The organism is Methanocalculus pumilus (assembly GCF_055382585.1).
Genome location: NZ_AP042393.1, coordinates 1,360,198 through 1,375,172, shown reverse-complemented (window position 1 = coordinate 1,375,172; position 14,975 = coordinate 1,360,198). Strand labels below are relative to the sequence as shown.

Annotated in this window: 19 protein-coding genes; 14 read left to right on the top strand and 5 right to left on the bottom strand. The window is 51.1% G+C overall.

Annotated features, from left to right (window positions below; all coding sequences use genetic code 11):
* The first annotated feature begins 67 nt into the window (after positions 1-67).
* The 11 genes from ACZ44I_RS07245 (at position 68) to hisB (ending at position 8,935) form a co-directional block, all read left to right on the top strand.
* Complete coding sequence (locus ACZ44I_RS07245; RefSeq protein WP_464551243.1) at positions 68-340, top strand: 4Fe-4S dicluster domain-containing protein; 273 nt, start codon at positions 68-70, stop codon at positions 338-340.
* Positions 337-1,437, top strand: a complete 1,101-nt coding sequence (locus ACZ44I_RS07240) for a 2-oxoacid:acceptor oxidoreductase subunit alpha (protein ID WP_464551245.1) — start codon at positions 337-339, stop codon at positions 1,435-1,437. The genes ACZ44I_RS07245 and ACZ44I_RS07240 overlap by 4 nt, the downstream gene beginning before the upstream one ends.
* Complete coding sequence (locus tag ACZ44I_RS07235; RefSeq protein ID WP_464551247.1) at positions 1,434-2,222, top strand: thiamine pyrophosphate-dependent enzyme; 789 nt, start codon at positions 1,434-1,436, stop codon at positions 2,220-2,222. The genes ACZ44I_RS07240 and ACZ44I_RS07235 overlap by 4 nt, the downstream gene beginning before the upstream one ends.
* Positions 2,219-2,758: a 2-oxoacid:acceptor oxidoreductase family protein gene (locus ACZ44I_RS07230; protein ID WP_464551249.1), complete on the top strand. Its 540-nt coding sequence runs from the start codon at positions 2,219-2,221 to the stop codon at positions 2,756-2,758. Before ACZ44I_RS07235 ends, ACZ44I_RS07230 begins: the two co-directional genes overlap by 4 nt.
* Positions 2,755-3,843 (top strand): succinate--CoA ligase subunit beta, encoded by a 1,089-nt coding sequence (locus tag ACZ44I_RS07225; protein ID WP_464551251.1) that lies wholly within the window; start codon positions 2,755-2,757, stop codon positions 3,841-3,843. The genes ACZ44I_RS07230 and ACZ44I_RS07225 overlap by 4 nt, the downstream gene beginning before the upstream one ends.
* Positions 3,840-4,715, top strand: coding sequence for a succinate--CoA ligase subunit alpha (gene sucD, locus ACZ44I_RS07220; RefSeq protein WP_464551253.1), 876 nt, complete (start codon positions 3,840-3,842; stop codon positions 4,713-4,715). The genes ACZ44I_RS07225 and sucD overlap by 4 nt, the downstream gene beginning before the upstream one ends.
* Positions 4,712-5,518 carry a DNA integrity scanning protein DisA nucleotide-binding domain protein gene (locus tag ACZ44I_RS07215; protein WP_464576445.1) on the top strand — a complete coding sequence of 269 codons (807 nt, stop codon included), beginning with the start codon at positions 4,712-4,714 and terminating at the stop codon, positions 5,516-5,518. Before sucD ends, ACZ44I_RS07215 begins: the two co-directional genes overlap by 4 nt.
* A gap of 61 nt (positions 5,519-5,579) precedes the next feature.
* On the top strand, positions 5,580-6,785 hold the full coding sequence (locus ACZ44I_RS07210) for a methionine adenosyltransferase (protein ID WP_464551257.1): 1,206 nt from the start codon (positions 5,580-5,582) through the stop codon (positions 6,783-6,785).
* A complete protein-coding gene (hisG, locus tag ACZ44I_RS07205) occupies positions 6,766-7,644 on the top strand; it encodes an ATP phosphoribosyltransferase (RefSeq protein ID WP_464551259.1) in 879 nt (292 codons plus the stop codon). The genes ACZ44I_RS07210 and hisG overlap by 20 nt, the downstream gene beginning before the upstream one ends.
* A gap of 5 nt (positions 7,645-7,649) precedes the next feature.
* Complete coding sequence (gene hisA, locus ACZ44I_RS07200) at positions 7,650-8,360, top strand: 1-(5-phosphoribosyl)-5-[(5-phosphoribosylamino)methylideneamino]imidazole-4-carboxamide isomerase (RefSeq protein WP_464551643.1); 711 nt, start codon at positions 7,650-7,652, stop codon at positions 8,358-8,360.
* A complete protein-coding gene (hisB, locus tag ACZ44I_RS07195; protein ID WP_464551261.1) occupies positions 8,357-8,935 on the top strand; it encodes an imidazoleglycerol-phosphate dehydratase HisB in 579 nt (192 codons plus the stop codon). Before hisA ends, hisB begins: the two co-directional genes overlap by 4 nt.
* A 24-nt stretch (positions 8,936-8,959) precedes the next feature.
* Here hisB and ACZ44I_RS07190 read toward each other — a convergent pair whose 3' ends face one another.
* From ACZ44I_RS07190 to ACZ44I_RS07180, 3 genes are all read right to left on the bottom strand, one after another.
* On the bottom strand, positions 8,960-9,169 hold the full coding sequence (locus tag ACZ44I_RS07190; protein ID WP_255332874.1) for a histone family protein: 210 nt from the start codon (positions 9,167-9,169) through the stop codon (positions 8,960-8,962).
* Between the two features lie 172 nt (positions 9,170-9,341).
* Positions 9,342-10,103 (bottom strand): methanogenesis marker protein Mmp4/MtxX, encoded by a 762-nt coding sequence (gene mtxX / locus ACZ44I_RS07185; protein WP_464551263.1) that lies wholly within the window; start codon positions 10,101-10,103, stop codon positions 9,342-9,344.
* On the bottom strand, positions 10,100-11,104 hold the full coding sequence (locus ACZ44I_RS07180) for a methanogenesis marker 2 protein (protein ID WP_464551265.1): 1,005 nt from the start codon (positions 11,102-11,104) through the stop codon (positions 10,100-10,102). Before ACZ44I_RS07180 ends, mtxX begins: the two co-directional genes overlap by 4 nt.
* 116 nt (positions 11,105-11,220) lie before the next feature.
* Between ACZ44I_RS07180 and ACZ44I_RS07175 the strand changes: the two genes are divergently transcribed.
* Entirely contained in the window at positions 11,221-12,594 is a 1,374-nt protein-coding gene (locus ACZ44I_RS07175) for a replication factor C large subunit (protein WP_464551267.1), read from the top strand.
* Here the strand turns inward: ACZ44I_RS07175 and ACZ44I_RS07170 are convergent.
* The gene (locus ACZ44I_RS07170; RefSeq protein WP_464551269.1) at positions 12,580-13,002 is read right to left on the bottom strand and encodes a UPF0146 family protein; all 423 of its coding nucleotides are present in this window, start codon (positions 13,000-13,002) and stop codon (positions 12,580-12,582) included. The genes ACZ44I_RS07175 and ACZ44I_RS07170 overlap by 15 nt on opposite strands.
* Before the next feature lie 14 nt (positions 13,003-13,016).
* Here ACZ44I_RS07170 and ACZ44I_RS07165 point away from each other — a divergent pair, with 14 nt between their 5' ends.
* On the top strand, positions 13,017-13,550 hold the full coding sequence (locus ACZ44I_RS07165) for an archaemetzincin family Zn-dependent metalloprotease (protein WP_464551271.1): 534 nt from the start codon (positions 13,017-13,019) through the stop codon (positions 13,548-13,550).
* 100 nt (positions 13,551-13,650) lie between these two features.
* Positions 13,651-14,577, top strand: a complete 927-nt coding sequence (cas1, locus tag ACZ44I_RS07160; protein WP_464551644.1) for a CRISPR-associated endonuclease Cas1 — start codon at positions 13,651-13,653, stop codon at positions 14,575-14,577.
* Positions 14,578-14,696: 119 nt separating this feature from the next.
* On the opposite strand, the gene ACZ44I_RS07155 is transcribed toward cas1, so the two are convergent.
* Entirely contained in the window at positions 14,697-14,969 is a 273-nt protein-coding gene (locus ACZ44I_RS07155; RefSeq protein ID WP_300329705.1) for an acylphosphatase, read from the bottom strand.
* Positions 14,970-14,975: the final 6 nt, after the last annotated feature.

Genomic DNA, 14,975 nt, shown 5'->3' with positions numbered 1-14,975 from the left:
TGAATGCGTTGATACGCAAGTGCTTATTGAATAACCGCACAATTCTATATACGAGGGTTTCCATTGCATGAAACTGCTTATCGATGATACACGGTGTAAAGGGTGCAACCTCTGCGTGATGGTCTGCCCATATAAGATATTTCAGGAGGGGCAGAGACCGAATAAGCGGGGTGTTTTTGTACCTGAACTGGATCGACCCGGGCGATGTACAAACTGCCGTCTCCAACAGCTGTACCAACGACGTCTCTGTGGCGTATGCCAGACCATCTGCCCGGATCAGGCGATCAGATGGGTTCAGGAGGCCCCCTTTGAACCGCATAAGGTGGTGATAGAATATTGACGCGCATTAATTTTATGCAGGGGAATGATGCCTGTGCAGAAGGTGCAGTGGCGGCAGGATGCCGGTTCTTTGCAGGATACCCAATTACTCCGTCATCAGAGGTTGCAGAGCAGATGGCTCGCCGCCTCCCAAAAATCGGTGGTACATTTATCCAGATGGAAGATGAGATCGCCAGCATGGCTGCGATCATCGGGGGGGCATGGACTGGTGTGCGGTCGATGACAGCAACGAGCGGTCCCGGCTTCTCCCTGATGATGGAGAATATTGGGTATGCCGCATTCACCGAAACACCATGTGTGGTCATCAATATCCAGCGCGGGGGCCCCTCAACCGGTCAGCCGACGATGGCTGCCCAGGGAGATATGCTTCAGGCACGGTTTGGCTCGCATGGTGATTACAGCGTGATAGCTCTTGCCCCATCGACGGTTCAGGAGATGTTTGACCTTACGGTGAAAGCATTCAACCTTGCAGATCGGTTCCGGGTCCCGACCTTCCTGATGTCCGATGAAATCATCGGCCATCTTCGGGAACGGGTAGAGTTCCCCGATGAGGTTGAGTGTATTCCTCCAAAACCGATCAGGGAGGGTATGCTTCCATTTGAACCCGAAGAGGATCTTGTACCCGGATTCACTCCGTTTGGTAAAGGTCACAGGGTCCATGTGACAGGACTTACCCATAACGAGAAAGGATATCCTGCATCAACCGATCCCGATCTCCACGAGAAGCTGGTGATGCGGCTTGTCGAAAAGGTCGAACGAGCACGCCATGAGATTGCAGATTATGATATTGTAAACCCGGAAGCGGAGATCGTCTTCATCTCCTATGGTGCTCCGACGCGTGCGGTTCGCCAGGCTCTCCTGGATGCACCCGGGAAAACCTATGGACACCTGAATCTCAGGATCGTCTGGCCATTCCCTGAAGATCTCCTAAAGCAATTCCCAAATGCACGGGTTTTTCTTGTTCCTGAGATGAATCTCGGACAGATTGCGCGTGAGATTCAGCGGCATGTCGATCAGCCCGTTATCCCGATTCCGCGGCTTGGAGGCGAACTCCATATCCCGGCATATCTACTGAAATCAGCGGAGGAACATGAATGACAGCTGAAGACTGGTTCAGGGAGGATCGCCTGCCTCATATCTTCTGTGCCGGATGTGGGAATGGCACAATCATCAACTGCACCATCGAGGCAGTCGACTCTCTTGGGTGGAAGATCGATGATACGGTCTTTGTATCCGGGATAGGCTGCTCCTCACGGGCGCCGGGATATATCAAAACCGACTCGCTCCATACCACGCATGGCAGGGCACTTCCCTTTGCTACCGGCGTGAAGATGGCAAAAAAGGATTTCAATGTGGTCGTCTTCACCGGTGATGGTGATCTCTCGGCAATTGGAGGGAATCATTTCATCCACGCCTGCCGCAGGAATATCGATATCACCGTCATCTGCATGAATAACCAGATCTATGGGATGACGGGCGGCCAGGGAAGCCCTTGTACGCCAAAGGGGGCAGTCTCAACAACCACCCCCTATGGCATGGATGAAAACCCCTTTGATCTCTGCGAACTGGCATCTGCTGCGGGTGCGAATTATGTGGCACGCTGGACATCATATCATGTCAGGGAACTGACACAGGCGATAAAGACCGGCCTCCAGAGACCGGGTCTCTCGTTTATTGAAGTTGTTGTCCAGTGCCCGACAAATTACGGGCGGCGGAACAAGCTCCGTGATGTGCAGTCGATGATATCGTCGATGAAAGATCATTCGCTCCTGAAAGAGAAACGTGACCGTCTCCTGGCAGAAGGAAAACCGATCCCGGATGATATGTTTGTTGTCGGAACACTGACTGAGCGGAACCGCCCGGCACTCGGGGTGAAACAATGAAGTATGAAGTCTTATTCTCGGGATTTGGCGGCCAGGGGATCATCCTCTCTGCTATTGTCCTTGGTCGGGCAGCAGCGATGTATGATGGAAAATACGCTGTCCAGTCCCAGAGTTATGGGCCGGAGGCGCGTGGGGGGGCATCCTCAAGTACTGTCATCATCAGTAGCGATCCGATCCAGTACCCAAAGGTCCTGCAGCCAAACCTCTATGTGATCATGTCCGAGGCTGGTTTTTTAAAGTTTGGCGCAGAAGCACCGGAATCTGCCCTGATGCTGATTGACACGGGGCTTGTCCAGTCCCGCCCACAGTGCCGTTTCATAGAGATCCCCGCAACGATGCAGGCAAAAGAAGTACTTGGAAAACTGATCGTAGCCAACATCGTCATGCTCGGAGCTCTTGTTTCTGCAACCGGGATCGTCAGTTTCGAAGCGATGGAGAAGGCTGTCCTTGACAGCGTTCCAAAAGGGACTGAAGAGCTCAACATCCGGGCATTGAATCTTGGTCGGGATATCGTGCAGAAAGGAGGAGATTCATGAAACTGCTTGAATACGAAGCAAAAAAAGTCTTTTCGACATTTGGAATCCCGATTCCAGAGAGTGTCCTGATCACCAGTGCCGGGGAAGCAGCTGATGCCTGCAAAAAGATTGGTGGATCGGCGGTATTGAAGGCACAGGTCGATGTTGGTGGCAGGGGTAAAGCCGGCGGCATCCTGATGGCAACGGCAGATAATGCAGAAGCTGTTGCAACCGAACTCTTCCAGAAAGAGATCAAAGGCCTTTCGGTGAAAGAAGTGCTTGTGGAGGAGCGTCTTCCCATCCAGAAAGAATACTTTGTCTCAATTGCCATTGACCGGAGCACCCGGTCCCCGGTGATCCTCTTTGCCGAAGCAGGCGGTGTTGAGATCGAGGCGACCGCCGGGGAGCGGCCGGATGCGGTCAGGAGTGCTCATGTATACCCCCTCTTCAGTGAGGTTCCCGGCTTCATTCTCAGGTATCTGACCAGAGGGTGTGAAAAAGAGATTATACCGGTTATCTCGGCGCTCTACCGTGCATTTCGTGAGAAAGATGCTCTTCTGGCAGAGATCAATCCACTTGTGGTCACCCCGTCCGGTGTTCTTGCAGCCGATGCAAAACTGATCATCGATGATAATGCCCTTGCCCGTCAGGGAATCAGTGTGAACCGTGACCTCACCGATCGTGAGGCAGAGGCTGAGGCGCATGGTTTCTCGTACGTTGAACTGAACGGGTCGATCGGCGTCATCGGTAATGGTGCGGGACTTACCATGGCAACCCTCGATCTTATTGCCCACTACAACGGGGCTGCGGCCAATTTCCTTGATGTCGGAGGAGGTGCCGGGTCAGATCGGGTAATGCACGCTGTCAGGCTGGTTGCATCCGTTCCGGCTGTAAAGGTGATTGTTGTCAATCTGCTTGGCGGGATTACCCGATGTGATGAGGTGGCCCGTGGCATTATCGCAGCCGGTGTTTCACAGCAGGTGATCGTCCGTCTTGCAGGCACAAACGAGGCAGAAGGGCGCTCTCTCCTCGAGGGTGCAGGGTACAGGATGTTTGATACGATGGAAGACGCAGTTGCAGCAGCCGTTCTGGAGGCGTCATCATGATCTACTGTGATAAACAAACACGGATCCTTGTTCAGGGTGCAACCGGAAACCAGGGCGCCTTTCATATCGATCTGATGAATCAGTATGCCCGATCAGTCGGTGGTGCAGGCGTTGTTGCGGGGGTGACCCCCGGAAAGGGCGGCCGGGAAGTCCATGGTGTCCCGGTGTATGATACTGTCCGGGAGGCACAGGCTGTTCACGACACCGAAGCGTCCGTCATCTTCGTTCCGGCGGGTGCTGCGGCAGAATCGATCATGGAGGCTGCTGATGCCGGGATCAGGACGATCGTTGCGATCACCGAGCACATCCCGGTGCATGATGTGATGAGGGCAGTTGCCTATGCACGTTCATGCGGATCAGCCGTTATCGGTCCAAACTGCCCCGGCCTCCTCTCTCCGGGTGAATGCAGGCTTGGAATCATGCCCTCACCGCTCTTTCAGCGGGGACCGGTCGGGGTCATTTCGAGGAGCGGAACCCTGACCTATGAGGTGGTTGATGAACTCACCAGGGCTGGTATCGGACAGAGCACGGTTGTTGGGATCGGTGGCGATCCGGTGATCGGTGAGACGTTTGTCGATTGTATCGAGAGATTTAGCGAGGATTCGCTCACGAAAGCCGTCATCCTCATCGGTGAGGTGGGAGGTGCACTTGAGATCGAAGGTGCCGAAGCAGCACTCTCACTTGATCTGCCACTCGTCGCCTATATCGCAGGTATTTCCGCTCCAAAAGAGAAGAGAATGGGGCATGCCGGTGCCATCATCGAAGGGGGCGAAGGTGATGCAGCATCGAAGATACAACGACTGGAGGCGATGGGTATCACCGTAGCAGCACGCCCATCCGAACTCCCCTCAAAAATACGCGAATTGCTATGATCGTGGAGAAAGATCAGGTACTGATGGCAGCAGCAGCAGATCTTGCACATTCAGTTGATGCCATCGCCATCCTCTCCTTCCTTGAATCACAGCCATTTGACTCTGATGTTCCGGTTATCTGGGTGAAGGAGCATCAGCCTGATCTGATGATCAAAAAAAATATGCAGGAACTTCTTCTCTTCTGCGAGCACCATATCCTTGATGCAGTTGTTCAGTATCATCTCAGAACCGAGGTTGCAAGCGGGAAGATCATCGGAGTCTTCCCATTTGCCATCCTCATCTATGATGTCGGGGATGGGCGTGATTACCTTGATCTCGCCAGTTACGATGATATTGTTCCATCTGATATCCTCCATTCCGCCCTCGCACTTGCAATTGAGATTGCACATGAAGGGAGGGAAGGGCGAAATATCGGAACCGCGTTTATCATCGGCGATGGTTCATCCCTCCTTGCCCGTTCGCACCAGGCAATCCTGAATCCTTATGCCGGCCACCCGCTTTCTGTCTGTGATATCAGGAATCGTGAGAACTGGGAGAGTGTCAAGGAGTTTGCCCAGCTTGACGGCGTCTTTATCATTACAAAAGAAGGATACATCACCGCCGCAGGCCGCTACATCGATGCGGATTCACGCGGAGTAAGCCTTCCATCAGGGCTTGGCGGCCGCCATATGGCGACAGCTGCCATTACCCGGGATGTCCCGGCTGTCGGGATCACCGTATCCGAGAGCGGCGGACTTGTCAGGGTCTTCCGCGATGGTGTCTGCAGGCTGACACTCCGATCAGAGGTGGCGCTGACCAGATGAACAATGTTAAATCAAATCCAGTCTTTTTTTATATACTGACAGAAACAAAATGAGGCCTCTCATGAAACGCACTATCAACGTTGAATCACTCCGGCAGATGCCGATTGAAGAACAGGCTATTGAACTTGTTGAACGCAAATGCATCGGTCACCCCGATAGTATTGCAGACGGAGTGGCAGAAGCCATCAGCCGCGCGCTCTGCCGTGAATATGAGAACCAGTGTGAGGCAGTCCTCCATCACAACACCGATCAGGGTGAGGTTGTTGCCGGAGCTTCCCTCCCGTCATTTGGCGGTGGAAAGATCGTTCGTCCGATCTATCTTCTGCTGACGGGAAGAGCAACAAAATGTTTTGAGGGGCATGTCATCCCAACCGATGCAACAGCAGTTGAAGCAGCCAGGGAATACCTGAAGGAGACCCTTCCCACACTGAACATGGAACGGGACATTATTGTTGACTGCCGTATGGGTGACGGGTCAACCGATCTCTGTGATGTCTTTAAATCCTGTGGTGGAAACGCCGTTCCGCGGGCAAATGACACCTCCTTTGGTGTCGGGCATGCACCGTTCTCTGAAGTCGAACAGATCGTGCTTGCCATGGATCAGGAGATCGCCTCTGTTCTCCGTCCGAAAAATCCGGCGATCGGATATGATATCAAGATCATGGGTCTCCGTCATGGTGAGGAGATGACCTACACCATCGCATCAGCCATGGTGGACCGGTACTGCTCATCCATCGATGACTATGTCGAGGTGACGGAGATCATGAAGGAAGGACTTGAAGCAGTTGCCCGGAGACATACCAAGCGCAAGGTCTCTGTTGCGGTAAATACCGCTGATGATGTCAAGAGCCAGAGCCTCTTCCTGACCGTAAACGGAACATCTGCCGAGATGGGTGATGATGGGTCGGTTGGTCGTGGAAACAGGGTCAATGGGCTGATTACCCCGAACCGTCCGATGAGTATGGAAGCAGCAAGCGGGAAGAACCCGATCAACCATATCGGCAAGATCTACAACCTCCTTTCAACCGAGATTGCACAGGAAGCGTGCACAAAGGTTGATGGGATCACCGAGATGTATGTCCGTCTCCTCTCACAGATCGGTCATCCGATCGATCATCCACTCGTGGCGAGCGTCCAGATTATTACTGATGATGGTGCTGACTTTGGCAGTATCTCCCGTGACGTTGAAGAGATCGTGAATAACGGGCTTGCGAATATATCCAGTATCACCGAGAGGGTTATCAAAGGTGAACTCAAGACCTTCTGATCTGATCAGGCTGGCAATCCCGAATAAGGGAAGGATTGCTGAACCCATTAACGATCTCATCGAGAAGAGCGGCCTCCATATCATTACCTCTGGGGATAGACGGTTGATCGCAAAAACCGTCGATCCTCATGTTGAGATACTGTATGTTCGTCCGATTGATATTCCCGAATATGTTGCGCAGGGAGTGGCGGATATCGGCATCACCGGACTTGATATGGTCGCAGAACGCGGATCAGATGTTCTTGAACTCCTGGATCTTAAAATGGGACAGGCCCGTCTGATTGTGGCTGTTCCCGAGGATTCCAGCTATCATGAGCTTGGTGATCTTGCGGGAAAGAAGATTGCAACGGAATTTCCCGGAATCACCCGGAAATTTTTTGCAGAGCACGGTGTTGATGTCTCGATCGTCTCGGTCTCCGGCGCATGTGAGGCTGCCCCAAACCTTGGAATTGCAGATGCGATCGTGGATCTGACCAGTTCAGGGACGACTCTCAGAACCAATCACCTCAGGATTATGACTGATGTCTTTCAGAGCTCGACATGGCTCATTGCGAACCAGAGTTCTTTTTTGGAGTTTCGTGAGAAGATTGATGAGATTACCCTTGCACTTGAAAGTGTGCTGCGGGCAAAAGGGCAATGCTATCTGATGATGAATGTCAGTCGCGATCGGCTGGAAGAGATCAGGTCAATTCTTCCCGGTCTCTCCGGTCCAACCGTGATGGAGGTTGCATCTGACCAGAATCTTGTCGCAGTCCATGTGGTTGTTGCCGAAGAGCGGGTATACCAGTTGATCAATATGGTCAAGCGTGCCGGTGCCAGGGATATCCTCGTGATGGATGTCCAGCGGATGATCAAGTGATGGTTATGGACATATTTCCCGCAGTTGATATCCTTGGTGGAAGATGCGTCCAGCTTGTTCAGGGTAAAAGAGAGACCGCATCTTCCTATGGCCATCCGCTCTCTTCTGCTCTTCGCTGGATTGATGAAGGGGCAACAGCACTCCATATCATCAACCTCGATGGTGCTTTTGGAAATGCTGGGGCGAATGTAGGCGTTATCCGCGAGCTGATAACTGAAACTGATGTTTTTCTCCAGCTCGGCGGCGGTATCAGATCCGAATCCGATGCAGCCGGATGGCTTGAACTGGGTGTGGATCGCGTCATTATCGGGACGGCAGCAGCAGAAGATCCATCAATCATCAGTCGGCTTTCAAGAGAACATGGAAGTGAACGGATCATGGCAGGTGTTGATGCCCGTGGTGGTGAGATAGCGATTCATGGTTGGGAGAAGACTGCGGGTGAGGTCTCAGTCTGGGCAAAACGGTTTGAAGATGAAGGTGCTGGTTCTCTCCTCTTCACCAATGTCGATGTAGAGGGGCTCTGTGAGGGGATCGCCGTTGATCCTATACGAAGGGTTATAGATGCGGTGAAATGCCCTGTGGTCGTCTCTGGTGGCGTCTCACGAGCAACGGATCTGAGAATTCTCCGGGAACTAGGTGTGGCAGGGGCTGTTCTCGGATCGGCTCTCTATAATGGGATGCTCTCGTTCCCTGCAGTTCTTGAGGAATTGAAATGAGACGGGCAGATATTAGTCGTGAGACGAAAGAGACGAGTATAATAATCAGCTTTGATCCAGATGGAGGTCCCCTGGAGATCCAGACGAGCCTTCCTTTCCTGGATCATATGCTTGAGTCATTTGGGAGGCACGGGGGTTTTGGCCTCTCTGTAACGGCATCAGGCGATCTCCAGGTGGATTCCCACCATACCGTTGAGGATATCGGTATCGTTCTTGGGATGGCTATCAAAGAGGCGATTGGAGATGGTCGTGGGATCACCCGGTTTGCCAATGCCGTTGTACCAATGGATGAGGCCCGGGCAGATGTTGCACTTGACTGCGGAGGAAGAGGGTATCTCGTCTTTGAAGGGACATTTGTTGGAAGTGAGACCGGGGGAATCTCAAATGATCTCTTTGAACATTTCTTCTATTCTCTCGTTCATCAGGCAGGGATTACTGCACATATCGTCTTCTCCGGCCGATCAGATCACCATATCTGTGAATCGATCTTCAAGGCGTTTGGAATTACCCTCAATATGGCACTCAGACTGAGTGGAAACGAATCAGAGATTCGAAGTACAAAAGGAACTTTCTGATTTTTTTAGAAAAGAGAGGTGATATCAAGCCTCGCTCTTTGCGGCGAGTTCGATGTCTTCCTCTTTGATCGTCTTTCTACCAGCGTGAAGGGCGTACTGATTTGCCTTCTTGGTGAGCTCGGCGATGTATGCTTCTGCTTTAGCAACAAGTGCTTCAGCTGCATCACTTCCGACACGCTCTGCACCATTCTTCTTTGCGATTCTTACTACAGCTGCAATTGGTAGGTCTGCCATGTAATTACCACCATTGAAAGAGTATATTGTTAAATATTTAAGGCTTTCGTATATTCAGCCCCTTTCTCCCTTCCATTTATCGGTATCTCGATGTTGGTGGGTTATTGTTAATTCAGGGCTTTTCGTTGAAAATAGGTTTTAAATGGTGTTATTTCTGATATTTAAACTCATTTTAAGGTTTTTTTAAATCACACAGCTTTGCTGCCAGCCTGAGGGCATTCTCGTAATTATCAGATGCGCGCGAAGTATCGACGAACGTAACATCGATATTTACGACAGGTGCGCCATGTGATCTCCCGGAACCCAGAAGAACAAGTGTCCTGAAGATGAGGTTGCCGGATATGCCATCAGGTGCAATCACAATCCCATACCTGTTTGCGGCCTCCTCGATCAGAATTCCTGTATGAACTCCTCCGGTCAGTTGTGCAAGGAGCTCTCCCTCGCCCAATGACCGATCAACAACGGGATTCCTGCCGATATCACTCTTCCGGCCTCCTGAAAGTATTCCAATCGTCTGATCAATTCCGATGCATCCGGCAAGTGCAACTGCCATCTCCACCAGACTCACTTTCTCAGAACAAGTCCACCCTTCATCTATACCAACGGGGGTGAGGAGGAATTTCTTTCCCTCCGGAGTTTCGAGAACCGCAATACGTTCGAGGCTGGAGGTAGCGGTTGATTCCCTGAGATACCTGAGTGTGGCATCTGATGGCAATGTTCCCCGAACCGCCCCATCGATCTCTCCGCTCAGCAGGTCATTGATGAGTGCCTGTATGGGATTGGGTGATACATGGAAACGAACCTGTTCGTCCTCCTCTTCGCTCACCTTCTGAGATGTATAAATGCAGACGAAGAGATCGTCTGAAGCTGCCTTTCTGGCTGCCTTATATACCCTGCTAAAATCTTCCAGCGCCCCTATTCCGATTCTTCTCATAATGACTTGCACCAATCAGTGGATCCGATGATCCCGTCATGGGAGAAGTCAAAGACTTCGGTGCTTTCTCCCTGATAGGTGATGGTGAGTTCCTGTGTGTCGTTGATGCTTCCAATTATCTGTGCTGCCATTCCTACGTCACGGAACAACCGCGCCACCTCCTCTGCATGAGACTGGTTGGCAGTGAGTATGAAACCCATTCCGGGGTACATGCGCACCCAGTGCTCAAAGGTGATTTCGTGCGCTGCAAGGTCAGGCATCGGTATCGACTGGAGATCTATACTCGCTCCTTTCCTGCTTACTTCAAGGAGCATCCCAAGGGTTCCGATGATACCGGGATTTGAGATATCCTTTGCAGATGTGACGAGGTGTGCCTCTCCGAGCTTTTTCATCACGCCGATCTGGGATCTGAGGGTTTTTCCATCTTTCATTGTGACAGAATCCCAGTTCATGGCACATGAAGGGTGAACACGGCCGTTGAGATCAATGGCTGCAATCACTGCATCTCCATCCTCTGCCCTGTCACTGTAGATGACCGAGTCAAGTCGTGCTGTTCCAAGAACCGCAACATCAATGACATTATATGGGGTGTCTGGATGGAGATGCCCTCCGACGATCGGAACGCCAAAACGGCTTGCAGCATCTGCCATTCCCCGTGTCACCTCCTGCATCAGTGTTTCATCCGTGAATGAAAGGATATCTACGAGTGCAAGTGCATCTCCTCCCATCGCAGCAATGTCATGAATATTTACAAGAACGGCACAGAAGCCGGACCAGTATGGATCAGCCTCCATCAGCTTGTTCCAGATACCGTCTGCGGCGAGGAGGAGGGCATCGTCTCCCTTGCGGATGACGGCTGCATCTTCTCCAAACGATGCCACGATATCAGGAGAATCAAGCTTGAGAGAGCGGATGATCTCACCAATAGCGTGTTTTCTGGTCACTCCCTCGTATTCTCTAACCGCATCTGCTACTGATTGACTGGAGCAGTTCTTCACCACAATAAACACCAAATATCGATTACTCCTATATTTTTGCCTCATCAAAGATAATGTATTTGTTCTGGTCTACTGATCCCAAAACCTATTTTCTTCTCATAAACTGAAATAGATCTGATATGGACTGGGTGGAGAAGTATCGGCCAAAGACACTCGCAGATGTTATAGGCAATCAGTCTGCGGTTCACGAGCTCCTTGAATGGGCAAAAGGGTGGACGACACAGAGCAAACCGATCCTTCTCTATGGTAAGCCAGGTATTGGAAAGACCTCGGCTGCCTATGCGCTGGCACAAGATCTCGGCTGGGAGATCATTGAGATGAATGCAAGCGATCAGCGGACAAAAGGGGTGATCGAGCGGATTGCAGGGAGCTCGAGTACAACCGCCAGCCTCTCCGGCGCATTACGGCGTCTGATCCTCCTTGATGAAGCAGATAATCTTGATGGCAACGCAGATCGGGGTGGCGCAAAAGCGATTGTGGATATCATCAGGCGATCAAAACAGCCGATAATGCTCATCGCAAATGATGCCTACGGGGTTGCACCCGAGATCAGGCGGCTCTGCGATCAGGTGCAGTTCCGGGCTGTGACAGCCCGAACTCTCGCTCCACATCTGAAATATATCTGTGCTGCCGAGGGCCTCGATTGCGATCCGGAAGCAACTCGTATCATAGCCGAGGAAGCAAAAGGCGATATCCGATCTGCTGTCAATATGCTCTTTGGCTCCTCAATCGGAAAAGCTCGCATTCTTCCATCGGATCTTCAGGTTCAACAGAAGGATTCCCGTTCCAGCATCTTTGATCTTGTTGCAAAAACACTCTCCGGCTCTTCAGACGACGACTCGCTGATGCGGCTCTCCCGCGAGGTGGATGATACACCGGATGCGCAGATTCAATGGCTTGAAGCAGGTGCTCTTCAACACCGTGATCTCCGGAGGCGAGCGCTCTCTCTCCGTCTTCTCTCCTGTGCGGATTTGTATCTCGGCAGGACATTCAGCAGGCAGTATTACACTCTCTGGAGGTATGCAACCGGCATCATGCTCATAGGATTGGCTGCTGCGTCTGCCGGATCCGGACTCCGGGTGAGGATCTCTCCACCGGATCGATGGAAGCGGATGGGGCAGGCGCGCCGGCAGAAGATGATCCGGCTCTCGCTCCTGCACCGCTGCTCTGAGGCATACAGGATCCCTGAAAAGACAGTGGCAGATGAGTATCTCACACCAATCGGTCTCCTTGCCGACAAGGATCCAAAACGATTTGTCAGCTCACTCAATCTGGATGCCGATCAACTGGCACTGTTAATCCATGATAAGGCGCGTTCCCAGTCGATCATGAAAGAGATTGAAAAAGCCGTAAAAGAAGAGGAGAAGAGAAAATCGTCACAGAAAATTGTGAATGCTGCACCTCGCGAAGATCGAATCCCTGAAAAGCAAACAGAAGAACCTTCTCCTGAAAAGAAGAAGGCAGAATCGCAATCAACACTATTCTCTTTCTGATTGGGATCCGTGTTTTGCGCAATAGCGGTGAAGAATGACGCCACAGTCAATCTTCTCCCCTCCATCCTGGTAGATCTCGCATCCCAGGTGATAGATGAGCAGGTCTGATCTGACGGTTTGGGCAAGTTTGATGAGATCCGGCATCATCTCAATTCCCGGTCTGATCGCATAGATGCAGTCGGATCCCCTGTAGAGCCTCAGATCGGGGTCTGTGATATCATCAACTGCTGTCCGTATCATGCCAGCTGGTGGAAATGGCTTTCGATCGACACAGAGGATGGATCTGCCCCTGCGTTGGATAATTGAGGCGGCAACCAGGCTGCCGCCATATCCCACTTCAACGCATCGCCGGTATCTCATTCCGATAAATGTGCCAATCGCTTCTTCAATATGTTTATAGCCGCTCATTTCCTATTTACAGTATGGGGATCGTGATCTATTGGGATTATCGATCGGTTGATGGCATCCAGCTTCCTGTGCAGCGAATCATTTCGGCTGTCATTGGCTCTCCGGTTGAACTCATCCTTGGTGATCATTTTCCTCTTGAAGGATATCATCGGATACGCCGCCAGTATGATGGAGGGCGGATCATCAACAGGATCAGTCTCTTCAAACGGCTGCACGGAATACAGGATCACTTTCTACTGGTAATACCTGATGACATCTATGCTGACTCATCGGATTTTGTATTTGGATTGGCACGTGATTCTATTGGGAGTGCTGTTGTTTCAACAGCACGGCTGGAGAATGAATACTACGGGCTCCCCGGTGATATTCATCTGATCATTGAGAGGACAGCAAAGGAAGGAGCTCATGAACTGGGGCATCTCCTGGGGCTTGAACATTGTTCTGTTCCTGAATGCATCATGTACAGGCCTGAAAGTCTGAGTGAACTGGATCGGAAGGAGAGATATTTCTGCCCTGAATGCCGGCTGCAACTACCTCCGATCAGGTGATCGTTCACCTGTATTCTCCAGACTTTTTTCCAAAGATTAATCACTGAAAGAACGGATAATATACTGTTGTTCTGTGTATGAGGGTTGATTATTGGTTGATATGAAGGTTCCCTGGCATGCAATCTGGGGATATGGTGCACATATCAAGTCGACACCAGGACTGTTGTATGTCCAGAAACGATCCCAGCAGTCAAGCTATTCAATAGATGCAATCAATCATCTGCTCCTTGTTGGTGGGCATACGATTCAGACTGCGACAATAAATCGTCTTCTTGAGAAGGGTGCGTCAATCTCCTTCTTTGACGCTCATGGAACACCTCTTGGTACCCTAACGCCGTTTGGATCGAACAGGAATGAAGAGACGTGGTGTCTTCAGACCTCTACCCCTTCACATCGATATGTCATTGAATTTGTCCGCTCTTCTCTGCAATCACGGCTTCTCTGGTTAGAGGAGCTTGATAATACTCTTGAATCAGGCCTTTTCTATCGCGGTGAACACGATTTCCTGGAGCAGGCAAGAAATGAGATAGAATATCTGGTCAGGATAGAAGAGATCAGACGGCTCCATACTCTCTCAACTGATATGTATTATGAGATTCTTTCACGGATGCTTCCAACAGATCTGGAGTACAGAAGAAGGACAAAACGTCCTCATTTTGATCCTGTCAATGCGATGCTCTCGTTTGGGTACGCCCTTCTCTTCGGCAATGCGTGTGTTGCAATCATCGGGGCTCATCTGAATCCTGATAACGGTCTCCTGAATCAGGGGGCAGGCGGATTTGTCTATGATATAATCGAGCCTTTGAAGAGAACCATGGTCGATTCCACGGTATTTGAACTTGCAAAGGAATCTATAACCGCTGGTGATTATGAACTGAGTCAGACCCGATGTGTCCTCTCGGACGAACTCATCTCCCGGCTCCTTGAGCGTTTATACACCACGATCGATCAGCGGATCATCGATGCAAATGTGTATGCATATCTTAAATCTCTTGAGAAAGGGGGCAATTTTTCAGTTATTTTTTAAGGTTTGGTGGAAGATTAGGGGCTGCACGGCCTCCACTGCCTGGTGAACTACCCCACCCTGAAGACCGGAGACTCCCCGCTCCGCCCCCTTCACCCCCGCCAGTTAAACCAATTCTGTCTTCAAAGAGGGCGTTTGATGGAGAAATCCGGAAAATCTGTCAGGATGAATGTTCTCATATCAATATCCCGAATGATTGCACGGGGACAACTATAGAGCATGGATACAAACTTTTCAAGGATAACATCCTCACCTGTGGCAAGCACATGCACTCTGCCATCCGGGAGATTCTCCACCTCCCCGGAGATGCCGAGGCTGGTTGCAATATGCCGTATACAGGCCCTGAAACCAACTTTCTGAACTCTCCCCGAAATGATCAGTTCGATTGTTTTCATCTCTCC